This is a genomic window from Sphingomonas kyungheensis (genome assembly GCF_037120395.1).
GTDB lineage: Bacteria > Pseudomonadota > Alphaproteobacteria > Sphingomonadales > Sphingomonadaceae > Sphingomonas > Sphingomonas kyungheensis.
Map to the genome: position 1 here is coordinate 121,982 of NZ_JBBBDM010000004.1, position 19,775 is coordinate 141,756.

Here is a 19,775-nt window from a genome sequence, read left to right on the forward strand (position 1 = left end):
CGGCAACTCTCTTGAACGGCGGCTCAGCGGCAGCGGTTCTTCGCGGTCACCGTGCGATCGATCGCGCGACCGGCAAAGGCGCCGCCGACCGCGCCGCCGATCGTGCCGAGCGCGCCATGGCCGAGCACCGAATTGCCGAGCAAGGCGCCGCCGACGCCGCCCGCGACGAGCCCCGTCGTCCCGCTCGAATAGCGGCAGCGCTTGACGTGATGATAGCCGCGCTCGTGCGCATGCCGATAGTGATGGCGCGCCTCCGCCTGGCTGACCGGCAGCGCGAGGCTGGCGGGGAGGGCGAGCGAGACGGCACCGAGGGTGAACAGCAGGGAACGCATGGGACTGATCCTGAGCAAGCGGATGATCCGTGCCGAACGTGCGATCGGCCGCCGGGTTGCACCGCCGCCCGGTTGCCAATCTGTTCCGGTCGGTTATGGCCATCGTCGTGATCCCCTATCCCGCCCTCCACGCCAGCCACGGCGGCATCTGGATCGCGTCCGACGACGGCACGCGGCCGATCGGGCGCGGCGAGGCGATCCGCATCGCCGCGGACACGCCGGTGATCCTGCTCAACGCGCCGCTGATCGGCCAGCGGCTCGGCTATCCCGAGCTGTCGGGGCTCGACTTGCTCGAATTGTTCGCCTTCCTCCATCCGGCGCAATTCGCGGTACCGACGCCGCGCGGCTTCGCCCGCGCCGTCGATCTGTCGCCGCCGGAGACCGACGAGGCGGTCGCCGCCTTCCTGCGTGAGGCGGCGGCGGCGCTGCTCGCGGTGCCGCAGGGCGACTGGGCGGAGCGTGCCGGTGCGTGGACCGCGGCGCAGTCGCTGACCCGGCTGCGCTGGCCATGGGCACCGGCGATCGCGCCGCTGCTCGCCAAGCCGCAGGTCAACGAACGCTGGCTGTTCGCGACCTTGCCCGAATGGGAGGAGCAGGCGCCGCGGCCGGCGCCGCTCACGGTCCAGATACCGGCGGCCGATGCCGAGGCGCGGCTCGCCGCGCTGACCGGCGGCGGCGCCGAGGAACGGCTCGGCCAGCGCGCCTTCGCTGCCGCGGCGACCGACGCGTTCAGCCCGCGCGCGATGCGCGACGCGCCCAATCTGGTGCTCGCCGAGGCGGGGACGGGGATCGGCAAGACGTTGGGCTATCTCGCCCCCGCCTCGCTGTGGGCGGAGCGGGCCGGCGGCGCGGTGTGGATCAGCACCTATACCAAGGCGTTGCAACGCCAGCTCGCCAAGGAGACGGAGCGCCTGTTCCCCGACGCCGCGACGCGCCGGCACAAGGTGGTGACGCGCAAGGGGCGGGAGAATTACCTCTGCCTGCTCAATCTCGAGGACGCGTTGCAGGGCGGGTTCGCCGGGCGGGCGGCGATCCTCGCGCAGCTGGTCGCGCGCTGGGCGGCCTATAGCGCCGACGGCGACATGGTCGGCGGCGATCTGCCCGGCTGGCTGCCGACGCTGTTCCGCCGCAACGGCCCGACCGCGCTCACCGATCGCCGCGGCGAGTGCGTCTATGCCGGTTGCCCGCATTACCGCAAATGCTTCATCGAGCGCGCCGCGCGCGCCTCGGCGGAGGCGGACGTGGTGATCGCCAACCATGCGCTGGTGATGGTCAATGCCGCTCGCGGCCGCGAGACGACGACGCGACCGACGCGCTACGTCTTCGACGAGGGCCATCATCTGTTCGAGGCGGCGGATTCGATGTTCGCCACCGCGCTGACCGGGCAGGAGACGATCGAGCTGCGCCGCTGGATCCTCGGCCCGGAAAGCGGCGGCCGCGGCCGGCGGCGCGGGTTGCAGGCGCGCCTGTCCGACGTCGCCAGCTATGACGAACAGGGCGGCATCGCCATCCAGGACGCGGTCGAGGCGGCACGGCATCTCGCCAGCGACGGTTGGCTCGGCCGGATCAACGAAGGCGCGCCGTTCGGGCCGGTCGAGCATCTGCTCGCCGCGGTGCGCGGGCTGACCTATGCGCGTGCCGAACAGCCGGGGGATGCCGGCTATGGCCTCGAGACCGAACTCGCCGAGCCGACGCCCGAGCTGATCGAGGCGGCGGCGCCCGCCGCGGCGGCGCTCGACGCGCTGGTGCGGCCGCTGGTGACGCTCGGGCGGCGGCTGGAGGCGGTGCTCGCCGAGGCGCCCGACTGGATGGACGCACCCGCCCGCGCCCGCGTCGAGGGGGCGATCGCCTCGATCGGCTGGCGCGCGGAGACGGTGGCGGCGTGGCTGTCGCTGCTCGCGCGGGTCGGCGGCCCGGTCGATCCGGCGCATGTCGACTGGCTGGCAGTCGACCGGATCGAGGGGCGCGAATATGACATCGGCCTGCACCGCCACTGGCTCGACCCGACGCGGCCCTTCGCCGAGATCGTGCTCAAGCCCGCGCACGGCGCGCTCGTCACCTCGGCGACGCTGACCGGCGGCGGCGCCAACGACGCCGACGGCTGGGACATCGCCGAAGCGCGCGTCGGCGCGCCGCATCTCGCCCGCGCGCCCGCCCGCTTCGCGGTGCCGAGCCCGTTCGATTATCCCGCCAATGCCGAGGTGCTGATCGTCACCGACGTCAAGCGCGGCGACCTGCCCGCGCTCGCCAATGCCTATGCGCGGCTGATCGTCGCGGCGGGCGGCGGCACGCTCGGGCTGTTCACCGCGATCCGGCGGCTGCGCGGCGTGCATGGCCGGATCGCCGACCGGCTGGCGCGCGAGGGGCTGCCGCTGCACGCGCAGCACGTTGATCCGATCGACACCGGCACGCTGGTCGACATTTTCCGCGACGATCCGGCGGCGTCGCTGCTCGGCACCGATGCGCTGCGCGACGGCGTCGACGTGCCGGGATCGTCGCTGCGGCTGGTGGTGATGGAGGGCGTGCCCTGGCCTAAGCCGAGTGTGCTGCATGCCGCGCGGCGGCTGGCCGGCGGCGGATCGGCCTATGACGACCGTATCGTGCGGGCGCGGCTGGCGCAGGCGTTCGGCCGGCTGATCCGGCGCGCCGACGATCGCGGCGCGTTCGTGATGCTGTCGGCGGCGATGCCGTCGCGGCTGCTCTCCGCCTTCCCGCCCGGCGTCGGCATCGCGCGGGTAACGCTGGACGAGGCGGTGGCGCGGGTGCAGGCGCGGCTTTCCTTGCCGGGCCGGATCGGGCATGAGGCGGCTCTCGCGAGCCACCACGGAGACGCCGGTTGAAGACGCTGACGCTGCTGCGCCACGCCAAGTCCGGCTGGGACGATACGGTCAGCCGCGATTTCGATCGCCCGCTCAACGCCAAGGGCCGCCGCGCCGCCGAGGCGGTCGGGCGGCACATGCGCAGTCTCGATCTCGGCTTCGATCACGTCGTCGCCTCGCCCGCGGTGCGCGTCGGCGAGACGCTCGACGCGATCGTGGCGGGCTATGGTCGTCGGCTGTCGCCGGTGTGGGAGCGGCGCGTCTATCTCGCCTCCGCCGCGACGTTGCTCGACCTGATCCACGAGCTGCCGGAGGGCGCCGAGCGGGTGCTGCTCGTCGGCCATAATCCGGGGCTGGAGGATCTCGCGCTGATGCTGGTGCCGGCGGCGGCCGATGGCCTGCGCGGCCAGATCGAGGAGAAATATCCGACCGCGACGCTCGCCGAACTGTCGTTCGACGGCGGCTGGCCGTCGCTCGCGCCGGGCGGCGCGACGCTGACCCGCTTCATCCGCCCGCGCGATCTCGACCCGAGCCTCGGCCCGGACGGATAGGGCGCGGGAGGTCCGGTCGTGCGGCCTCGCCTGAGAGGGTGGGGCGAGCCGGGTCTTTGTGAAGACTCATCGGTCATGGAGATGGCGTTCCGACATAGAACAGTTCGGCCGAGACTAGGCCGTTGCTTCGCGCACTACAGCGGACTCGAAGCACGTCCGGGGTAATCGCACAGACGTAGCTACGCGTAGGCATTTGCAGTGCTCCCGCGCAGGCCGGAGCCCAGGTTCCTTGCCGCAAGTCGGTGTTTGGCTTGGCCACTGGATTCCCGCCTGCGCGGGAATACGGTGCTTTGGGCGAGCGACGCGCCCTTGGACGGGGGTAAACCATGTCTCCGATGGCGAGATGCCTCCGGATCAAACAATCGCCCCGGATCAAGCCGGGACGGACCCGAAACGGCCCTGACGGGTTCTTGCCCCGTCCGCAGGGGCGAACCGGGGGAATGACGTGATCGACAGACGAAAGCTCGAATCGGGCGGGCTCATCCTGTTCCTGGTGCTGATCAGCGCCGGCCTGCTGCTCGTCGTCTCGTCGTTCGTCGCCGCGCTGCTGTGGAGCCTGCTCGCGGCGATCCTGTTCCAGTCGCTGTTCCACTGGCTGCTCGGCAAATGGCCGGGGCGGCGCAATGCGGCGGCGGCGGCGACGCTGCTCATCATCCTCGTCGCGGTGATCATCCCGGCGCTGGCGATCACCGGCATGGTCGTCGACCAGTCGGCCGGCGTCTATGCCAGGGTGCAGAGCGGCCAGATCGATTTCGCTCGCTATTTCGCGCAGGTGCACGACGCCCTGCCGCAATGGGTGCAGCATCCGCTCGACCGCGCCGGGCTGGGCAGTTTCGACACCGCGCAGGCGCGGATCGTGCAGGGGTTGCGCAGCAGCTTCCAGTCGATCGCGGCGCAGGCGCTGTCGATCGGGCGCAACGCCGCGGCGTTCCTGCTCGCCTTCGGCGTCGGCCTCTACGTCACCTTCTTCCTGCTGCGCGACGGCGACCGGCTCGGGCCGGCGGTGCGTGCCGCCTTGCCGCTCGAACGGCCGGTCGCCGACCGGCTGATCGACAAGTTCGTCGCGGTGGTGCGCGCGACGATCAAGGGATCGGTGGTGGTGGCGCTGGTGCAGGGCGCGCTGGGGGCGATCACCTTCTGGATCGTCGGCCTGCCCGCGGCGCTGCTCTGGGGCCTGCTGATGGCGCTCGCCGCGTTGCTGCCGGCGATCGGGCCGGCGCTGATCTGGGTGCCGGTCGCCATCTATCTGCTCGCCACCGGTGCGGTGTGGCAGGGCGTGGTCGTCGTCGTGTCCGGCGTCGCGGTGATCGGGCTCGCCGACAATATCCTGCGGCCGATCCTGGTCGGGCGCGATACCGGCATCCCCGACTGGCTGGTGCTGGTGACGACGCTGGGCGGGATCGAGGTGGCGGGGATCAGCGGCATCGTCGTCGGCCCGCTGGTCGCGGCGCTGTTCATCACGGGCTGGCAGATCCTGGCCGAGCAGCGGCAGGGCCGGGAGGCGTGAGGGGGTAACGGTCAGGCCCTGGCCGCCCTTCGTCATGCCGACGAAAGTCGGCATCCGGGGATACGAGGCGCCAACGACCCGCGCCACGTCGACGTCCCGTGTCCACGAGTCCCGGCGTTCGCCGGGATGACGAGTTGGGCTATTCCTTCCCCAGCAACGACTTCAGCCCCTGCAGCGGACTATACGGCCGGTGTTCCTCCTCGCGGATCACGCCGGCCTCGCGCAATGCCGCCTCCGCCTCCGGGCTGCGCGGGAAGGGATCGAGCGCGAGTGCCATCGTCTCCGCCGCCGCCTCGCCGAGATCGACCGCGCCGCCCTCGATCTCGACCGTGTCGAGCGCGTCCGCGTCGAGCTCGACCTCCTCCTGCTCGCCGAGCGTCTCGACGAACAGCAGCGCGACCGGTTCGTCGATCGTCGCGTCGAGCGGTACGTCGGTGACCGAGCACGCCTGCACCACCGCGCCGGTGACGCGGCCGAGCACCACGATTCCCGCCGCCTCGCGCCGGATCGTCAGCTCCGCTTCGAGCCGCTCGACCGAGCGCACGCCGAAGCGTCTGGCGAGCGCGGCGCGCTCGGCCGGGTCGGCGGCGATGGTGATCGTCCGCTCGCCGGCGCCGATCGCGTCGAGACGTTCGGGGCGGCTGAATTCGGGAGTCATGGCAGGTCTCCGGCGGCAAGCGCATCGAGCGGGGTGGCGGCGAGCGCGGCGTACAGCGCGGTGAGCTGCGCCGCGACATGCGCCAGCGCGGCGGGCGCGGGTGCCTCGCCGCGGTAGAGGTTGCGGACCAGCGCCGGCCCGAGGTCGCCCGCGGCGAGACCGTCGCGATAGGCGCCGAGCCGGCCGCCGAGCATGCTCATCATCTTGCCGATATGCTTGCCGACGACGATGTCGCCGATCCCCATCTGGCGCAGCTGGCCGTCCATATCCTCGACGAATCGTTCGGTGAGATGCGCCGACAGCGGCGCGGCGGCGGCATCGCCTTCGAGGCGGAGCAACACCATCGCCAGCACCGCGGCGATCATGTCGAACCGCCCGTCGACCGTGTCCGGCACGCCGCCCGCGAGATACCAATGATCCTCGCGTCCGCGCCGCACCACTGCGGTGTAGAGCGGCAGCGCCTCGTCATGCCGCTCGCCGAACAATCGTCCCCACCAGCCCAAAATACCATCCTCACCTGTTGCGCCGACATGGCCCCGGCGCTTGAAGCCCGCCCGAGCTTCGCATATCGAGGCGATCGGCAGGCGATGCAATCATATGCGCGGCGCTGCCGCTGGAGATAGTGATGAGCGTATCCTTGGCCCGTATCGGCCTTCTCGCCGGCCTCGGGCTGACCGTCGCCGCTGGCGGCTGCGCGCCGCTGCGGTCGCATCAGGGCTATATCATCGACGCCGATCTGGTGAATTCGGTGCAGCCGGGCGTCGACAACCGCCAGTCGGTGGCGAGCACGCTGGGCCAGCCGACGATCGCCAGCCAGTTCGCGCCGCAGGACTGGTATTATGTCGCGCGCGACAGCCGCAACCTCAACTTCCAGAAGCCCAAGCCGAAGGACCAGATCGCGCTCAAGATCAGCTTCGACGCGAAGGGCACGGTGACCTCGGTGACGCGCACGGGCGTCGACCAGATCGCCAGCATCGATCCCTACGGCAAGACCACGCCGACGCTGGGTCGCAAGCGCGGCTTCTTCGAGGATCTGTTCGGCAACATCGGCACGGTCGGCGCGGCGGGTGCGGGCGGCGGCGCGGGCCGCGGCACCGGCGGCGGTCGCGACACGCCATAAGCTCCGGCGGCGCGACGAGCGTCCGTCCCAGCACGTTGGCCGCGCCGCCTGCTACGCATCGGCGCGACCGTGCCGTGCTTGGACCGGCACTGATCCCGAAAGGGGAAAGGGATCAGTGGCGGGTAACGCGCCGCCGCCCGAATGGTTCGCCGTTCCGGGCCTAATCCGACGGAATTTTGTGATCCCGGTCAGCGGACGGTGAACACCACCTGATCGACCACCTTGCCGGCGGGATCGACGAGGCGCAGGCGGTGCTGGCCCGGGCCGGGCAGGATCATCGGCGCATGATCGGCCGGGCCGAGATCGCGCCGGTCGAGCAGCAGGCGATGCGCCATCGCCGCGCCGCTGATCGCGATGCCGAGCCGCTGCCGGTCGATCGGAATGTCCGGGTCGAGCGCATAGACGCTGCCGGAGACCGGATTGGTAATCCGCGGCCGGCGCGCCGCGGCAGGGACGCCGGCGATCCGCGTCTGTGCCGTGCCGGCGAGGAAATAGTCGCGGCGCGGTTCCTCGATCCCGTCGGCGAAGGCGACGCGGGTCGCGACGATGCCGGCGGGCGCGGCGGGTTCGCGGCTCGGCAGGCGCGCGTGCAGCGCCATCATCACGTCGCGCCACACCGGCGCCGCGCCGCTGGTGCCGGAGACGGCGCGCATCGGATCGCCCTCGGCATTGCCGACCCAGACCGCGACGGTGAAGCGGTCGGAGAAGCCGACGCACCAATTGTCGCGCATCGCCTTCGACGTGCCCGTCTTCACCGCCGCCCAGAAGGGCAGGCGCAGCGCCGAATCGAGCCCGAAGGTGGCGGCGCGCGCATTGGGATCGGCGATGACGTCGTCGACGATCCACGCCGCCGCCGGGCTGACGATGGCGCGCGGCGGCGTCGCGGGCTGATCGCGGGTCAGCCGCAGCGGGCTCCAGCGGCCATGGTTGGCGAGCGCGCGATAGGCGGCGGCCTGTTCGAGCAGCGTCACCTCCGCCGATCCCAGCGCCAGCGAGAAGCCGTAATAGGCGCCGTCCTCGACCAGCCCGCGATAGCCGAGGTCCCACAGCCGGTCGCGGAACGGTTCGACGCCGACGAGCAGCAGCGTGCGCACCGCCGGCACGTTGAGCGAACCGGCGAGCGCGGTGCGCGCCGACACCGGCCCCTTGAAGCCGCGATCGTAATTCTGCGGCACGTACAGGCCGGAGGCGGTGTCGAGCTGCACCGGCGAATCGTCGAGGATCGAGGCGGCGGTGAGATATCTGCGCTCGATCGCCTGCGCGTAGAGGAAGGGCTTGAGCGTCGATCCGGCCTGCCGATAGGCATTGGCATTGTCGACCGCCGGCGCGGTCGAGGCGCCGCCGATGCCGCCGACATAGGCGAGCACCGCGCCGCTGGCATTGTCGACCACCACCACCGCCCCATCGCGCGCGCGGGTGCCGCCCAGCCCGAGCAACTGCCGGCGCAGCGCCGCGGCGGCGAGCCGCTGGATATCCGCATCGAGCGTCGTGGTGATGCGCAGCCCGGGCCTGACCAGCAGCCGGTCGGCGAGGTGCGGGGCAAGACCGGGATCGAGCGCGAGGCTGCGCGCCGGGCCGAGCATCGCCGCGGCGGCGGCGGGGAAGCGCGCGCAGTCGCCGGGGCCGGCGAGCGCGCAGGCGCGGCGGGCGATCGTGAGCGCGTCGGCACCCGGATCGGGGAGCAGGGCGGCGAGCAGCAGGCCGTCGTCGCGGTTCAGGCTCGCGGGGGTCTTGCCGAACAGGCCGAGCGCGGCGGCGCCGATCCCCTGCGCCTCGCCCCGATAGCCGGCGAGATTGAGATAGGCTTCGAGGATCTGGTCCTTGCTCCACCGCGCCTCGAGCGCACGCGCGGCGCGCAGCTGGCGGAGCTTGTCGCGCCAGCCGCGCGCGCCGGGTCGGGCGAGCGCGGGCGAGAGGAAGGCGGCGAGCTGCATCGAGAGCGTCGAGGCACCGCGAGCCTTGCGTTGCTCGATCCGGTCACGCGCCGCGGCGCCGAGCGCCAGCCAGTCGACGCCGGCATGATCGCGGAAGCGATGATCCTCCGCCGCGACGATCGCCTCGCGCGCCGCGGGCGAGACGGCGGCGAGCGGCGTCCAGGCGAGCCGGCGCACGGCGAAATCGACGCGGGCGCTGTCGATCAGCCGGCCGTGGCGGTCGTAGAGCCAGGCTTCGGAGGGCCGCCAGTGCGCGCGGACCTGTTGGTAGGCAGGGAGCAGCGGGGGGAGCGTCGCGTAATCGAGCGCACCGCCGGTGACGGCGACAAGGGCGACGCCGGCCATGATGCGGCGGGGGGTTATCGCGGGTGCCATGCGCGGCGTACCGGTGGGTGCGGTCGGCGGTGGGCGGCTTGAAGCCGGCGGGGCCTGGTGCGATGCAGAGGTTCGGTGACGCCCGCGAGGCTCCCGTGACCGTACGCCGACCGTAGCGATCGCCGCAATGCTCCTGCGGAAGCAGGAGCCCAGAGCGGCAGGGGCCACAGGCCATCGTGTCGCCCAGCCGTCCACAACCGGCTTTGACGACATCTGCAAGGAACCCCCATCGTCATGCCGGACTCGTTGCGGCATCCACCGATCCGCAAAGGCTCCGAACCACCCTGGCGAAGGCCGGGGGCCAGTTGGACGACCGTCGTGACTTCGTGCGAGACCTCATCGAACGGGACCCCGGCCTTCGCCGGGGTGGGATGAAAAGCGGTGCGTCTTCGCAACGGTATCGGCTACGTCGAAGACGACGGCAAAGGGGAGGCGGCATCCACACGGACGCTTTGTCACGCCAGCCCCGCCACCCACCTCGCCGTCCCGCCTCACCGCTGCACCACCGTCACCGGCGCATTCGGCAGTTGCGCGCGGATCGCGGGGGAATACATCGCCTCGACGCGGGTCGGCGGCAGGCTGAAGCGCCCGGCGCCGTTGAGCCGCAGCGCATAGCTCACCGTGAACCGGCCGCGCGGCACCCAGGCGAAGAAGCCGCGCCAGCTGTCGTTGCCGCGCTCGACATAGGCGGGGCGCACCCCCGCGTCGCTGCCGCCCTCGCCGAGCAGCTGCGACTGATTGGCGAGATCGCCGATGATCGTCGCGCCGGCGGGGATCGGATCGTTGACCACCACCCAGTTGCGCTCGGCGCTGGCATCGACGGTGATCGTCACGCGCAGCACGTCGCCGCGGGTCAGTTGCCCCCTGGTGCGGACCTGCACCGGCGTCACCGTGCGGCTGGCGCGATAGCCGGCGGAGAGCGGCGCGGTCAGCGGCACCGCGGCGCGCATCGACACGGTCGCCCACGGCCCGGCGCCGCCGCTCTGGCGGAGCAGCAGCGGGGTGGTCGTCGCGGGTAGCGGCAGGCTGACGGCGCGCGCCTCGGCGGCGAGCGGCCAGGCGCGGCTGACAATGGTGGCGCCGAGCTGGAGGCTGGTGGTGCCGGCGATCGCCTGCGCCGGATAGAGGCCGGCGAACTTGCGCACCGCCACCGCGCCCCAGGCATTGGCGGTGGTCGTGTCCCAATGGCCGCGCGCCTGGCGCAGCGCGACGCCGACCATCATCTTCGCCGCCTCGTCCTGCCAGCCGGGGCGGCCGAGCGTGACGAGCAGCGCCTTGATCGACGCCTCGTCGCCCGACGACATCAGCCACCAGGGCGAGGCGGCCGCATCGCTGAGGTCGAGCCGGGTGCCGTCATAGACCAGCCGGCTGCGCAGCACGCCTTCCGCCTGTGCGCGCAGCGCCGCGGCATTGGCGAGCGGCACGCGATCGAGCGCGGCGATATAATCGGCGAGCAACGCGGTCGGCATATCCTGCGCGGGCAGGCCGATCTGGCCGAGCATCGCCGGCGTCGCCGCACCGGCGTGGGCGAGCGCGGCGAAGGCGGCGAGCTTCTGCTGACGGGGATCGCCGTAGCTTTCATGGCGGACGCGGCCGTCGAGCACCGCCTTCAGCCCCTCGATCATCCGCGCGCGCGGCGCCGCGGGCAGCGGCAGGCCCGCCTCGCTGGTCAGCGACAGCACATAAGCGGTGAGCGCCTCCGACCCGTCGAGCGTCTCGCGTGGCCAGTAGCGCAGCAGCCCGTCCGATGCCTGATAGGTCGGGATCGCTCCCGCCAGCGCCGCCCAGCGGCGTGTATCGCCGAGCGCGACGATGCGGCTCAATTGCTGCTCGAAGCAATTGTACGGATAATCGGTCATATAGCGCTGCACGCCGGCGAGCGGCGGCGCGAGCGTGTCGGTCAGTTGCACGTCGACCGAGCCGCGGCCGGGCAGCGCGCCGGCCGGCGGCGCGATCGGCAGCGTCGTGTCGCCGACACGGGTCAGCGCCGCCGCCCAGGTCTCGACCGGCACCGCGGGCACGACCTCCTGCGTCGCGGTGAGGCGATCGGTCGCCTTGCCGTCCCGGCTGCGCGCGGTGACCTGCCAGCGCAGCGTTCCGGCGGCGGGCGGCGCGGTGAGATTCCACGCCACCGGCACCGCGCCGCCCGCCGGGATGGTGACGGTAAGCGGCCGGCCCTGTGCGATGCGCGGCAGCAGATCGACCGTGGCGGTGACGGTCATCGGCCGGTCGCTGCCGTTGCGCAGCGTGAAGCCCGCCGCATAGACATCGCCGCTGCGCACCAGCGGCGGCAGGCCGGCATAGACCGACAGATCCTGCGCGGTGCGGATCGCGGTGCTGCCGGTGCCGAACAGGCCGTCGCCTTCGGTGGCGATCGCGACCAGCTTGAACGAGGAGAGCGCGTCCGACAGCGGCACCGACAGCCGCGCCCGTCCCGCCGCATCGAGCGCGACATGGCCGCGCCACAGCAGCACCGGCTTGAAATTCTCGCGGTTGATCGCCGCGGCATCGCCGCCGCCACCGCCGCCGGCCTCCACCGCCTTGCGACCATAATGCCGCTTGCCGACCACCTGCATCTGCGCGGTCGCGGTGAGCACCGACAGCGGGCGATCGCCCATCATCGCGGTGAGCACGTCCCAGCTGTCGTTGGGTGCGAGCTGGAGCAGCGCCTCGTCGACCGCGACGAAGGCGACGTCGGCACCGGCCGCGGCGCTGCCGTCGGGGCGGCGCACCTGCAGCGCGACCTGGGCGGTGCCGCGGGGTGCGAAGCGGTCGTGATCCGCCTGCACCGCGACCGCAAGCCGATGACCCTCCCAGCCGACCTTCACCCGGGCGATGCCGAGCCGGTAGGCGGGCTTGGAGAGATCGACCAAAGCGGTCGGCGCCGGCGCGGGCTCGGCCTTGACCAGCCCGAGCGCGGTGCCGATGCCGCGCAACCAGCTCGTCCAGCCGCTTTCGATCCGCCCGCGCACCGCCAGCACCGAGACGTAGATGTCGGGCGCATAGCTGCCCGGCATCGGCACCTCGACGACGGGATCGGTGCCGCTCAATTCGGTGACGAAGCTCGACAGCACGCCTTCGCGCTCGACGGTGACGAGCGCGGTGGCGCTGCGGAACGGCATGCGTACCTGGAAGCGCGCGGTCTCGCCCGCCTGATAGGCGGTGCGTTCGGGGACGACGTCCATCCGGTCGCCATTGTCGCCGCCGAACCACCAGGCATCGTCGCCCGCCAGCCACACCGATCGCACCGCGCGCGCGACATTGCCGTCGGCATCGGTGGTGGTGGCGACGACATAGACCTCGCCCGACACCCCGGCCGCGACGCTGCATTGCGCCAGCCCCTGCGCATCGCTGGTCGCGGTGCAGGTGGCGGCGAGGCGCGACGTGCGCATCTGATTGTCATAGGCGTAGAAGCCGCCGATCAGCCGCCGTCGCGCGGTGAGGATCTGGCGGCTGTAGAGCGCGACGCTGATCTTCTGATCGGCGAGCGGCTTGCCCGCGGTGTCGAGCGCGACGAAGCGCAGCCGCAGATCGTCCTGCTTCATCAGCCAGCCGTCGGTCTTCACCCCCAGCTGCACCGCCGAGGGGTAGATCGGCACCGTGCGGCTGGCGGTGAGCATCTCGCCATTGGCGTCCTGATAGTCCATCTCGACGCGCATGTCGGCAAGCCCGTCGAGCGCCGGAACGTCGACGCTGGTGCGCGCGGTGCCGTCCGCGCCGAGCGTGACGGGGAGCGTCTGCGTCGGCGGCAGCGGCGTCGGCTGGTCGTCGCCATCGCCGTTGAGCGGCTTGACGCCCTCCTCGACGCGGGCGCCGCCGAAGGTGAAGCCGTCATAGCCCTCCGGCGCGGCGGCGCGCGCGAACCAGCCGACGCGCACGTCGACCGGCAGATGGCCCGCGCCGCCGCCCGACAGATAGCCGACATAGAGATCGAGCGGCAGCGACCGGGGTCGCACCGCCGCGGTCCTGGGGCCGGCGACGCTCGCGCGCATCGTCGGCAATTTGTATTCGTCGACCTTGAACGACTGGTCGGTGTAGGTGACGTCGTCGCCGCGGACGATGCGCAGGTCGTAATCGCCCATCGGCGCGCCCTGCGGTGCGGTCCAGCTCGTCTCGCCATTGCCGTGCGCGTCGATCGTCAGCGGCAGGTCGAACGCCGTGTCCGATCCGCGGTGCGACAGGCGCAATGTGCCGGTGAAGCCGGCGGGGATCGCGAAGCCGGCGCCGCTCGCGCGGCGGACGATATGCTTCATGTGGATCGTCTCGCCCTGGCGGACGAGCGCGCGGTCGAACACGGTGTGGCAGGTGTCGGCGGGGGCCGAATAGCCATAGGGCAGTTCGAAATCGAACGGGCGGATGCCCTCGCTCCAGCTGGTCAGCGCGAAGCTGTAATCGTCACCGGCGCGCGCCGACACCATCAGCGGATGCGACGCGCTGCCGGCGTCGCAACTACCATAGGTCTCCGGCTGCGGCAGGCCGGCGGGGATCATCACGCCGCCGCTGCGATCGGTCGCACCGCGCGCGAGCGCGCGGCCGGTGCAGCTGTCGCTGATCTGCACGGTCGCGTCGGCGACCGGCTTGCCGGTATCGAGCGCGGTCACCCAGACGAGGCTGCGCTCGCGCCCCCATTTGAAATGAACCGCCATGTTGGTGACGAGCGCGGCGCTGGCGACATAGCGCGGCGCGTTGCGGCCGAGCAGCGACCGGCCGAGCGCGGGGCTGGCGAGTTCGACGACGTAGAAGCCGGGCTTGCCGAGCGGGATGCCGACGACCTCGAAATCGCGCCCCTTGCCGGGAAGGCCGAGCCGCAGGCCCGCGCCCTGATCGCCGAGGATCGAGCGGTCACCGGTATGGTTGATCCGCCGCACCACCTCGTCGCCGCGCTTCACCTCCTCGATGTTGGTGTCCGCCGCGGCATCGACGGTGCGCAGCCACTCGGCGACGGCGCCGTCCGAATCGGCGACCTTGAGCGTGCGGCCGCCGATCACGAGGTTGCGGCCCTGCAGATCGGGTTCGACGTTGCGGACGGTGACGGGCAGCACGCCGCCCTGCCGGGCTTCGAGGATGCCGAAGCCGGCGGCGAATTTGACCAGCGGCGGCGCGGCGTCGAAGCGGACGTCGAGCGGGAAGCGTTCGGCATTGGTCAGCGCGCGCCCGCTTTCGTCGGTCAGGCCGGCGGGCAGGCTGAGCTTCACCAAGCTGTCATGGGGCAGCGGCGCCTTGAAGCTGACATCCGAGATGGTCGCCGTCTTGCGCTCGTCGTCGGTGAAGGTCGGCGCGATCTGCCTGCCGTCGGCGAGCGTCAGCCGGATCGCCGCCGCCTGGCGCATCGCGACCGGCGCGGTGAAGCGGACATAGGCAGGCTGGACCGGGCTGCACCCCGCCTGCGGGTTGGTGCGGCTGCATTCGAACCGCGCGGCGAACGGCTTGCGGACGCTATAGTCGAACCGTTGGTCGCTGCCGGCGAGTTTGCCCGATGCGGAGGCGATGCCCTTCGGCCAGACCAGCGCGACGTCGCGGCCGGGCGGCAGCGACCGACGGCATTTCAGCGCGGTGACATTGGCGTAGAGCGCCTGCCGGTCGGCGGGCGTGGCGGGGATCGCTTCGGGCAGACCGGCGTCCGCCAGGAAATTGCGCACCGACCATGGCTGCGTGCCGAGCGCGCCGAGCAGCGTCGCTGGCACGTCGCGGCCCAGCACGTCGACCGGGATCTTTTCGCCGAGCCCGTCGACCGCGCAATAGGCGTTGGCGGCAACCGAGGCGCGTGTCGGCGCGACGGGCGCGGCGACGAGGAAGACCTGATCTTCCTCGATCGTGTCGTCGTCGCCCGCCGGCAGCACCGCGATCGCGCGCGGGCCGCCCGCCGCGACGGTGAAGCGGCTGCGGCCCTTGAGGTCGTAGCCGGCGACGCTGCGCACGTGCTTGGCGGCCTCGAACGCGCATTGCGTCTCGCCGGCGAGCGGCGCGGCGAAGTCGAACACCCAGGTCTGCGGATCGACCCAGCGCCCGGTGCCGGCGCAGGCGGTGGTGAAGGGGGCCGCGGCGCGCGGATCGCCGAGCGGCACCATCGGCTGGTTGAAGCGGATCGTATAGCGTTCGACCGCGCCGCCCTGGCCGCCGCTCCCGGGCTGGGCGAGCACCACCTGCGCACTGTTGTCGCCGAACGCCGCCACCGGCGCGAGCGCCAATGCCAGCACCGCCCACCGCATCGCCCCGCGCATCCGCCGCCCCCGAGTCTGCCCGGTCGGCACGATAGGTCCCGCGGGGGTGCGAATCCAGTGGGCGCGGCGCGGCCGGCAAAACCAGCGAAGGCCCCGTCACCGGTGGGCGACGGGGCCTTCGCGACGCGGCTCAGCGATCAGTTGCTGTCGGAATTGTCGCTGCCACCGGTGGCGACGAGCACGCCGACGACGAGCGCGGCGAGAACGCCGATACTGATCAGCGTCGTGCCGGGAATCGACGCGCCGAGCTGGCTCTTGGCGCCGGCCGGGGCGGCGGCGCGGCTGATCGACAGGCTTGCGGCGGGATTGGCGGTGGTCGTCGCCGGAGCGGCCGCCGCGGCGACGGGGGCGGCGAGCAGCGCGGTTCCGGCGGCCGCGGCAAATAGGCGAGAGATCATAGTCATGGTGTTAACTCCCTTGTCTTTAAACGGTAACTTATCGAGAACTGGCGAACGTCATCGGCGTCGCGGTTGTTGTTCGGAGGGGTGCGTCGATGCAAGTCAAATCGTCGCGGGGATGAAGGTGGGACAGGCACCCGTTTCGCCGCTCTTGCCGGATCGGCCGCAGGCGTCCATGCGTGCGCATCGTCTCCAACGGATTGTTCCGCGCGCGTCATGACCCTAGCCCCTTCGCCCCGTTCCTCCCGCCGGACGGGTTCCGCGCCGACGATCAGCGACGTCGCCAAACGCGCCGGCGTCTCGCCGATGACCGTGTCGCGCGTCATCAACGGCGAGACCAACGTCCGCCCCGCGACGCGCGATCGGGTCAATGACGCGATCTCCGCGCTCAATTATGCGCCCAATCCCGCCGCGCGCAGCCTCGCCGGGGCGGGGCCGTCGCGGGTCGGGCTGCTCTACAGCAACCCCAGCGCCGGCTTCCTCAGCGAATTCCTGCTCGGCAGCCTCGATCAGGCGAGCCGCAGCGACGTGCAGATCATCGTCGAGAAATGCGATCTCGGCGATCATGAGCTGGAGGTGGCGCAGCATCTGATCGACGGCGGCATCGACGGCATCCTGCTGCCGCCGCCCCTGTGCGAGGCGCCCGCGCTGCTCGCGCTGCTCGACGCCGCCAACGTGCCGAGCGTCGCGGTGGCGACCGGCCAGCCCGCGGAGAGCCAGATGGCGATCCGCATCGACGATTGCGCCGCCGCGGCGGTGATGACGCGGCACGTCATGGATCTCGGCCATCGCCGCATCGGCTTCATCAAGGGCGCGCCCAATCTGTCGGCGAGCGCCCAGCGGCTGGAGGGCTATCGCGCGGCGCTGGCGGAGGCGGGGATCGCGATCGATCCCGCGCTGATCGTCGATGGCCTGTTCACCTATCTGTCGGGGCTCGATGCGGCGGAGCAATTGCTCTGCCTCAGCGATCCGCCGACCGCGATCGTCTCGTCCAACGACGATATGGCGGCGGCGACGGTCGCGGTCGCGCACCGCCACGGGCTCGACGTGCCGGGCGACCTCACCGTCTGCGGCTTCGACGACACGACATTGTCGACCGCGATCTGGCCCGAACTGACGACGATCCACCAGCCGATCGCCGACATGGCGCGCGCCGCGGTGGCGCTGCTGGTCGGCACGATCCGCCGCCAGCGTGGCGGCGACGCGCCGCGCCATCAGGTGCTCGACTATACGCTGATCCGTCGCCAGTCGGATGCGCCGCCCCGCCGCCGGCCGCGCGCCAGCCTGTAGGCGCGGGGCCGCTCACCGTCCGTAAAGGGTTGCGCTCGGCGCCTGACATGTAGACGGTGCCGGCCGGGCGGATGAGGTGACACGTTAGGCTATGGCGACGCAGGCCTTACCCCTGGATGCGACGGCGCACGCTCGGCACTGGATCAGCGATTATTGCACGCGCGCCACCGCCGGCGACGTGCTGTGCGGCAGCGACGATCCCGCCTGGACGGCGATGTTCGAGGAACTGGCGATCGTCGCCTCCGACGATCTCGACCATGTCCGCGAGCGCGTCCGCCGCCACGCCGCCGACATCGGCATGGGCTTTCGCGTCATCGGCGAGGCGGACGAGCGGCCCTGGCCGGTCTCGCCGGTGCCGCTGCTGATCGAGGCGGGGGAATGGGCGCAGATCGTCCGCGGCGTCACCCAGCGCGCGGCGCTGCTCGAGACGGTGATCGCCGACCTCTACGGCCCCGGCCGGCTCGTCGAGCGCGGGCTGATCCCCGCCGCGCTGGTCACCGGCAGCCCCTATTTCCTGCGGCCGATGGTCGGGCTGGAGCCACCCGGCGGCCGCCACCTGCATTTCATCGCGATCGACCTCGGCCGCGGGCCGACCGGTGAATGGCGTGTGCTCGGCGATCACCTGCGCGCGCCCGCCGGCGCCGGCTATGCGCTGGAGAACCGGCTGGCGGTGAGCCGCACGCTCGGCGGCCTGCAGGGGCGGATCAACGTCCAGCGCCACGCGCCCTTCTTCGCCGCCTTCCGCGCCGGCATCGCCGCGATGTGCCGGCGCAGCGACCCGCGCATCGGGCTGATGACGCCGGGGCGGTTCAACCCGAGCTATCCCGAGCAGGCGCATCTCGCGCGCTATCTCGGCCTGCTGCTGGTCGAGGGCGCCGATCTCGCCGCGCTCGAAAACCAGCTCTACGTGCGCACGATCGGCGGGCTCAAGCGGATCGATGCCTTGTGGCGGCGGGTCGATCCGCGGCTGCTCGATCCGCTGGCGTTCGATTCGCATTCGCAGATCGGCGTGCCCGGGCTGATCGACGCCTATGCCGCGGGCAACGTCCTGCTCTCCAACGCGCCGGGGGCAGGGGTGCTGGAGGCGCCGGCGTTCGGCGCCTTCCTGCCGCAGCTCGCGACGCGATTGTGCGGCGAGAGCCTGCACCTGCCCAATATCGCCACCTGGTGGTGCGGCCAGCCCGACGAATGCGCGCGCGTCGAGGAGGATCTCGACCGGTTGCTGATCGGCCCGGCGTTCGGCCCGGTGCCGCTCGGCCTGCCCGGCGGGCGGATCGTCCCCGGCAGCGAGCTGGATGCCGGACAGCGCGCCGCCTTGCGTGCCGACATGGCGCGGCGGCCGCAGGATTATGTCGGGCAGGAGATCGTCCGCCTGTCGACCATGCCGGTGGTGATCGGCGACCGGCTCGAGCCGCGCCCGTTCACGCTGCGCGTCTTCGCCGCCCGCGACGAACGGGGCGAATGGACGGTGCTGCCCGGCGGCTTCGCCCGGATCGGCGAGGCGACCGATCCGCGCGCGAGCGTGCTCGGCGAGGGCACTTGGTCCGCCGACGTGTGCGTCCACGGCGCCGACAGCGTCGAGCCGGTGTCGCTGCTGCCGGCACCGGATTCGCCGCACGTCCGCCGCAATCCCGGCACGTTGCCGAGCCGCGTCGCCGACAATTTCTACTGGCTCGGCCGGTATCTGGAGCGCGGCGAGGCGCTGCTCGCGGCGATCCGCGTGATGCTCGGCCATTCGATCGCGGCGGATGCCGGCGCGTCGCTGCCTGCGGCGACGCTCGGCAAGCTGGTCGGGATGATCGTCGCCGGCGATGCCGCGGCGCAGCCGCCCTCGCTCAAGCGCGGCGACCTCACCGCCCTCGCGCGCACGGCGATGGAGGACGAGAGCCGCCATTCGGTCGCGACGATCAACCGGCTCGCCCGCGGCATCGGCGAAGGGTCGCGCGACCGGCTGTCGGCGGACATGGTGCGGCTGCTCGAAGCGCCCTTCCCGAGCCATCGCGGCATGCTCGATCGCGCCGGATCGCTGCAACGCCGCTATGTCGCGATCGCCGGCCTGTCGGCGGAGCATATGGGGCGGACCGCGGCGTGGCGGTTCCACGACCTCGGCCGCCGCGTGGAGCGTGGCATCGCGATGACGCGCGCGCTGCGCCTGTTCGGCATGGCCGGTGCGACCGCGGACGATCTGTCGACGCTGCTCGACCTCGCCGACAGCCAGATCAGCTATCGCCAGCGCTATCTCACCGGTATCGCGCGGGTGCCGGTGGTCGATCTGGTCGCGCTCGACCCCGGCAATCCGCGCAGCCTCGCCTTCCAGGCCGAGCGGATCAACGAACGGCTGCGCGACCTGCCCGTGCTGAGCGACGACGGCATGCCCGAGCCGCAGCAGGTGCACGGCCGCACCCTCGCCGCGGCGCTGGCGATGACCGGCGCGGCGACGCTCACCGCCGAACAGCTCGGCGACATCGAGCAGCGGCTGACGCAATTGTCGGAAAGCGTCGCGCGCCGCTATTTCCTGCAGGGCGCCGAACCGCTCCGCGCCGGCGGACTGACGCTCGCGTGACCGACGG

At 71.9% G+C, this 19,775-nt stretch carries 12 protein-coding genes; 6 read left to right on the top strand and 6 right to left on the bottom strand.

The window, feature by feature from the left end:
• Positions 1-23: 23 nt before the first annotated feature.
• The gene (locus V8201_RS11460; protein WP_037535221.1) at positions 24-332 is read right to left on the bottom strand and encodes a hypothetical protein; all 309 of its coding nucleotides are present in this window, start codon (positions 330-332) and stop codon (positions 24-26) included.
• A 95-nt stretch (positions 333-427) separates the two neighbouring features.
• Between V8201_RS11460 and V8201_RS11465 the strand changes: the two genes are divergently transcribed.
• From V8201_RS11465 to V8201_RS11475, 3 genes are all read left to right on the top strand, one after another.
• Entirely contained in the window at positions 428-3,172 is a 2,745-nt protein-coding gene (locus V8201_RS11465; protein WP_336545364.1) for an ATP-dependent DNA helicase, read from the top strand.
• Positions 3,169-3,702, top strand: coding sequence for a SixA phosphatase family protein (locus V8201_RS11470; RefSeq protein ID WP_037535220.1), 534 nt, complete (start codon positions 3,169-3,171; stop codon positions 3,700-3,702). The genes V8201_RS11465 and V8201_RS11470 overlap by 4 nt, the downstream gene beginning before the upstream one ends.
• Before the next feature lie 445 nt (positions 3,703-4,147).
• Positions 4,148-5,209 carry an AI-2E family transporter gene (locus V8201_RS11475; RefSeq protein WP_336545365.1) on the top strand — a complete coding sequence of 354 codons (1,062 nt, stop codon included), beginning with the start codon at positions 4,148-4,150 and terminating at the stop codon, positions 5,207-5,209.
• A gap of 139 nt (positions 5,210-5,348) precedes the next feature.
• Here the strand turns inward: V8201_RS11475 and V8201_RS11480 are convergent, their stop codons facing one another.
• A complete protein-coding gene (locus tag V8201_RS11480) occupies positions 5,349-5,867 on the bottom strand; it encodes a YceD family protein (RefSeq protein ID WP_336545366.1) in 519 nt (172 codons plus the stop codon).
• A complete protein-coding gene (locus tag V8201_RS11485) occupies positions 5,864-6,370 on the bottom strand; it encodes a ubiquinol-cytochrome C chaperone family protein (protein ID WP_235199780.1) in 507 nt (168 codons plus the stop codon). Before V8201_RS11485 ends, V8201_RS11480 begins: the two co-directional genes overlap by 4 nt.
• A gap of 122 nt (positions 6,371-6,492) precedes the next feature.
• On the opposite strand from V8201_RS11485, the gene V8201_RS11490 reads away from it, so the two are divergent.
• A complete protein-coding gene (locus tag V8201_RS11490; RefSeq protein ID WP_051583524.1) occupies positions 6,493-6,987 on the top strand; it encodes an outer membrane protein assembly factor BamE in 495 nt (164 codons plus the stop codon).
• 188 nt (positions 6,988-7,175) lie between these two features.
• On the opposite strand, the gene pbpC is transcribed toward V8201_RS11490, so the two are convergent.
• The 3 genes from pbpC to V8201_RS11505 all read right to left on the bottom strand — a co-directional run bounded on the left by pbpC (position 7,176) and on the right by V8201_RS11505 (position 15,921).
• Positions 7,176-9,296, bottom strand: a complete 2,121-nt coding sequence (gene pbpC, locus V8201_RS11495; RefSeq protein WP_336545367.1) for a penicillin-binding protein 1C — start codon at positions 9,294-9,296, stop codon at positions 7,176-7,178.
• A gap of 491 nt (positions 9,297-9,787) precedes the next feature.
• On the bottom strand, positions 9,788-15,517 hold the full coding sequence (locus V8201_RS11500) for an alpha-2-macroglobulin family protein (RefSeq protein ID WP_336545368.1): 5,730 nt from the start codon (positions 15,515-15,517) through the stop codon (positions 9,788-9,790).
• Positions 15,518-15,654: 137 nt separating this feature from the next.
• Positions 15,655-15,921, bottom strand: a complete 267-nt coding sequence (locus tag V8201_RS11505) for a hypothetical protein (protein ID WP_153810806.1) — start codon at positions 15,919-15,921, stop codon at positions 15,655-15,657.
• A gap of 210 nt (positions 15,922-16,131) precedes the next feature.
• Between V8201_RS11505 and V8201_RS11510 the strand changes: the two genes are divergently transcribed.
• The gene (locus V8201_RS11510) at positions 16,132-17,205 is read left to right on the top strand and encodes a LacI family DNA-binding transcriptional regulator (protein ID WP_037535213.1); all 1,074 of its coding nucleotides are present in this window, start codon (positions 16,132-16,134) and stop codon (positions 17,203-17,205) included.
• 91 nt (positions 17,206-17,296) lie between these two features.
• Complete coding sequence (locus V8201_RS11515) at positions 17,297-19,768, top strand: circularly permuted type 2 ATP-grasp protein (RefSeq protein WP_037535212.1); 2,472 nt, start codon at positions 17,297-17,299, stop codon at positions 19,766-19,768.
• Positions 19,769-19,775: the final 7 nt, after the last annotated feature.

What these genes read in the sequence shown, in the direction of transcription:
- V8201_RS11460 (WP_037535221.1), bottom strand. Translation starts at nt 332, where the DNA reads ATGCGTTCCCTGCTGTTCACCCTCGGTGCCGTCTCGCTCGCCCTCCCC.
- V8201_RS11465 (WP_336545364.1), top strand. Translation starts at nt 428, where the DNA reads ATGGCCATCGTCGTGATCCCCTATCCCGCCCTCCACGCCAGCCACGGC.
- V8201_RS11480 (WP_336545366.1), bottom strand. Translation starts at nt 5,867, where the DNA reads ATGACTCCCGAATTCAGCCGCCCCGAACGTCTCGACGCGATCGGCGCC.
- V8201_RS11490 (WP_051583524.1), top strand. Translation starts at nt 6,493, where the DNA reads ATGAGCGTATCCTTGGCCCGTATCGGCCTTCTCGCCGGCCTCGGGCTG.
- pbpC (WP_336545367.1), bottom strand. Translation starts at nt 9,296, where the DNA reads ATGGCACCCGCGATAACCCCCCGCCGCATCATGGCCGGCGTCGCCCTT.
- V8201_RS11500 (WP_336545368.1), bottom strand. Translation starts at nt 15,517, where the DNA reads ATGCGCGGGGCGATGCGGTGGGCGGTGCTGGCATTGGCGCTCGCGCCG.
- V8201_RS11505 (WP_153810806.1), bottom strand. Translation starts at nt 15,921, where the DNA reads ATGACTATGATCTCTCGCCTATTTGCCGCGGCCGCCGGAACCGCGCTG.
- V8201_RS11510 (WP_037535213.1), top strand. Translation starts at nt 16,132, where the DNA reads ATGACCCTAGCCCCTTCGCCCCGTTCCTCCCGCCGGACGGGTTCCGCG.
- V8201_RS11515 (WP_037535212.1), top strand. Translation starts at nt 17,297, where the DNA reads ATGGCGACGCAGGCCTTACCCCTGGATGCGACGGCGCACGCTCGGCAC.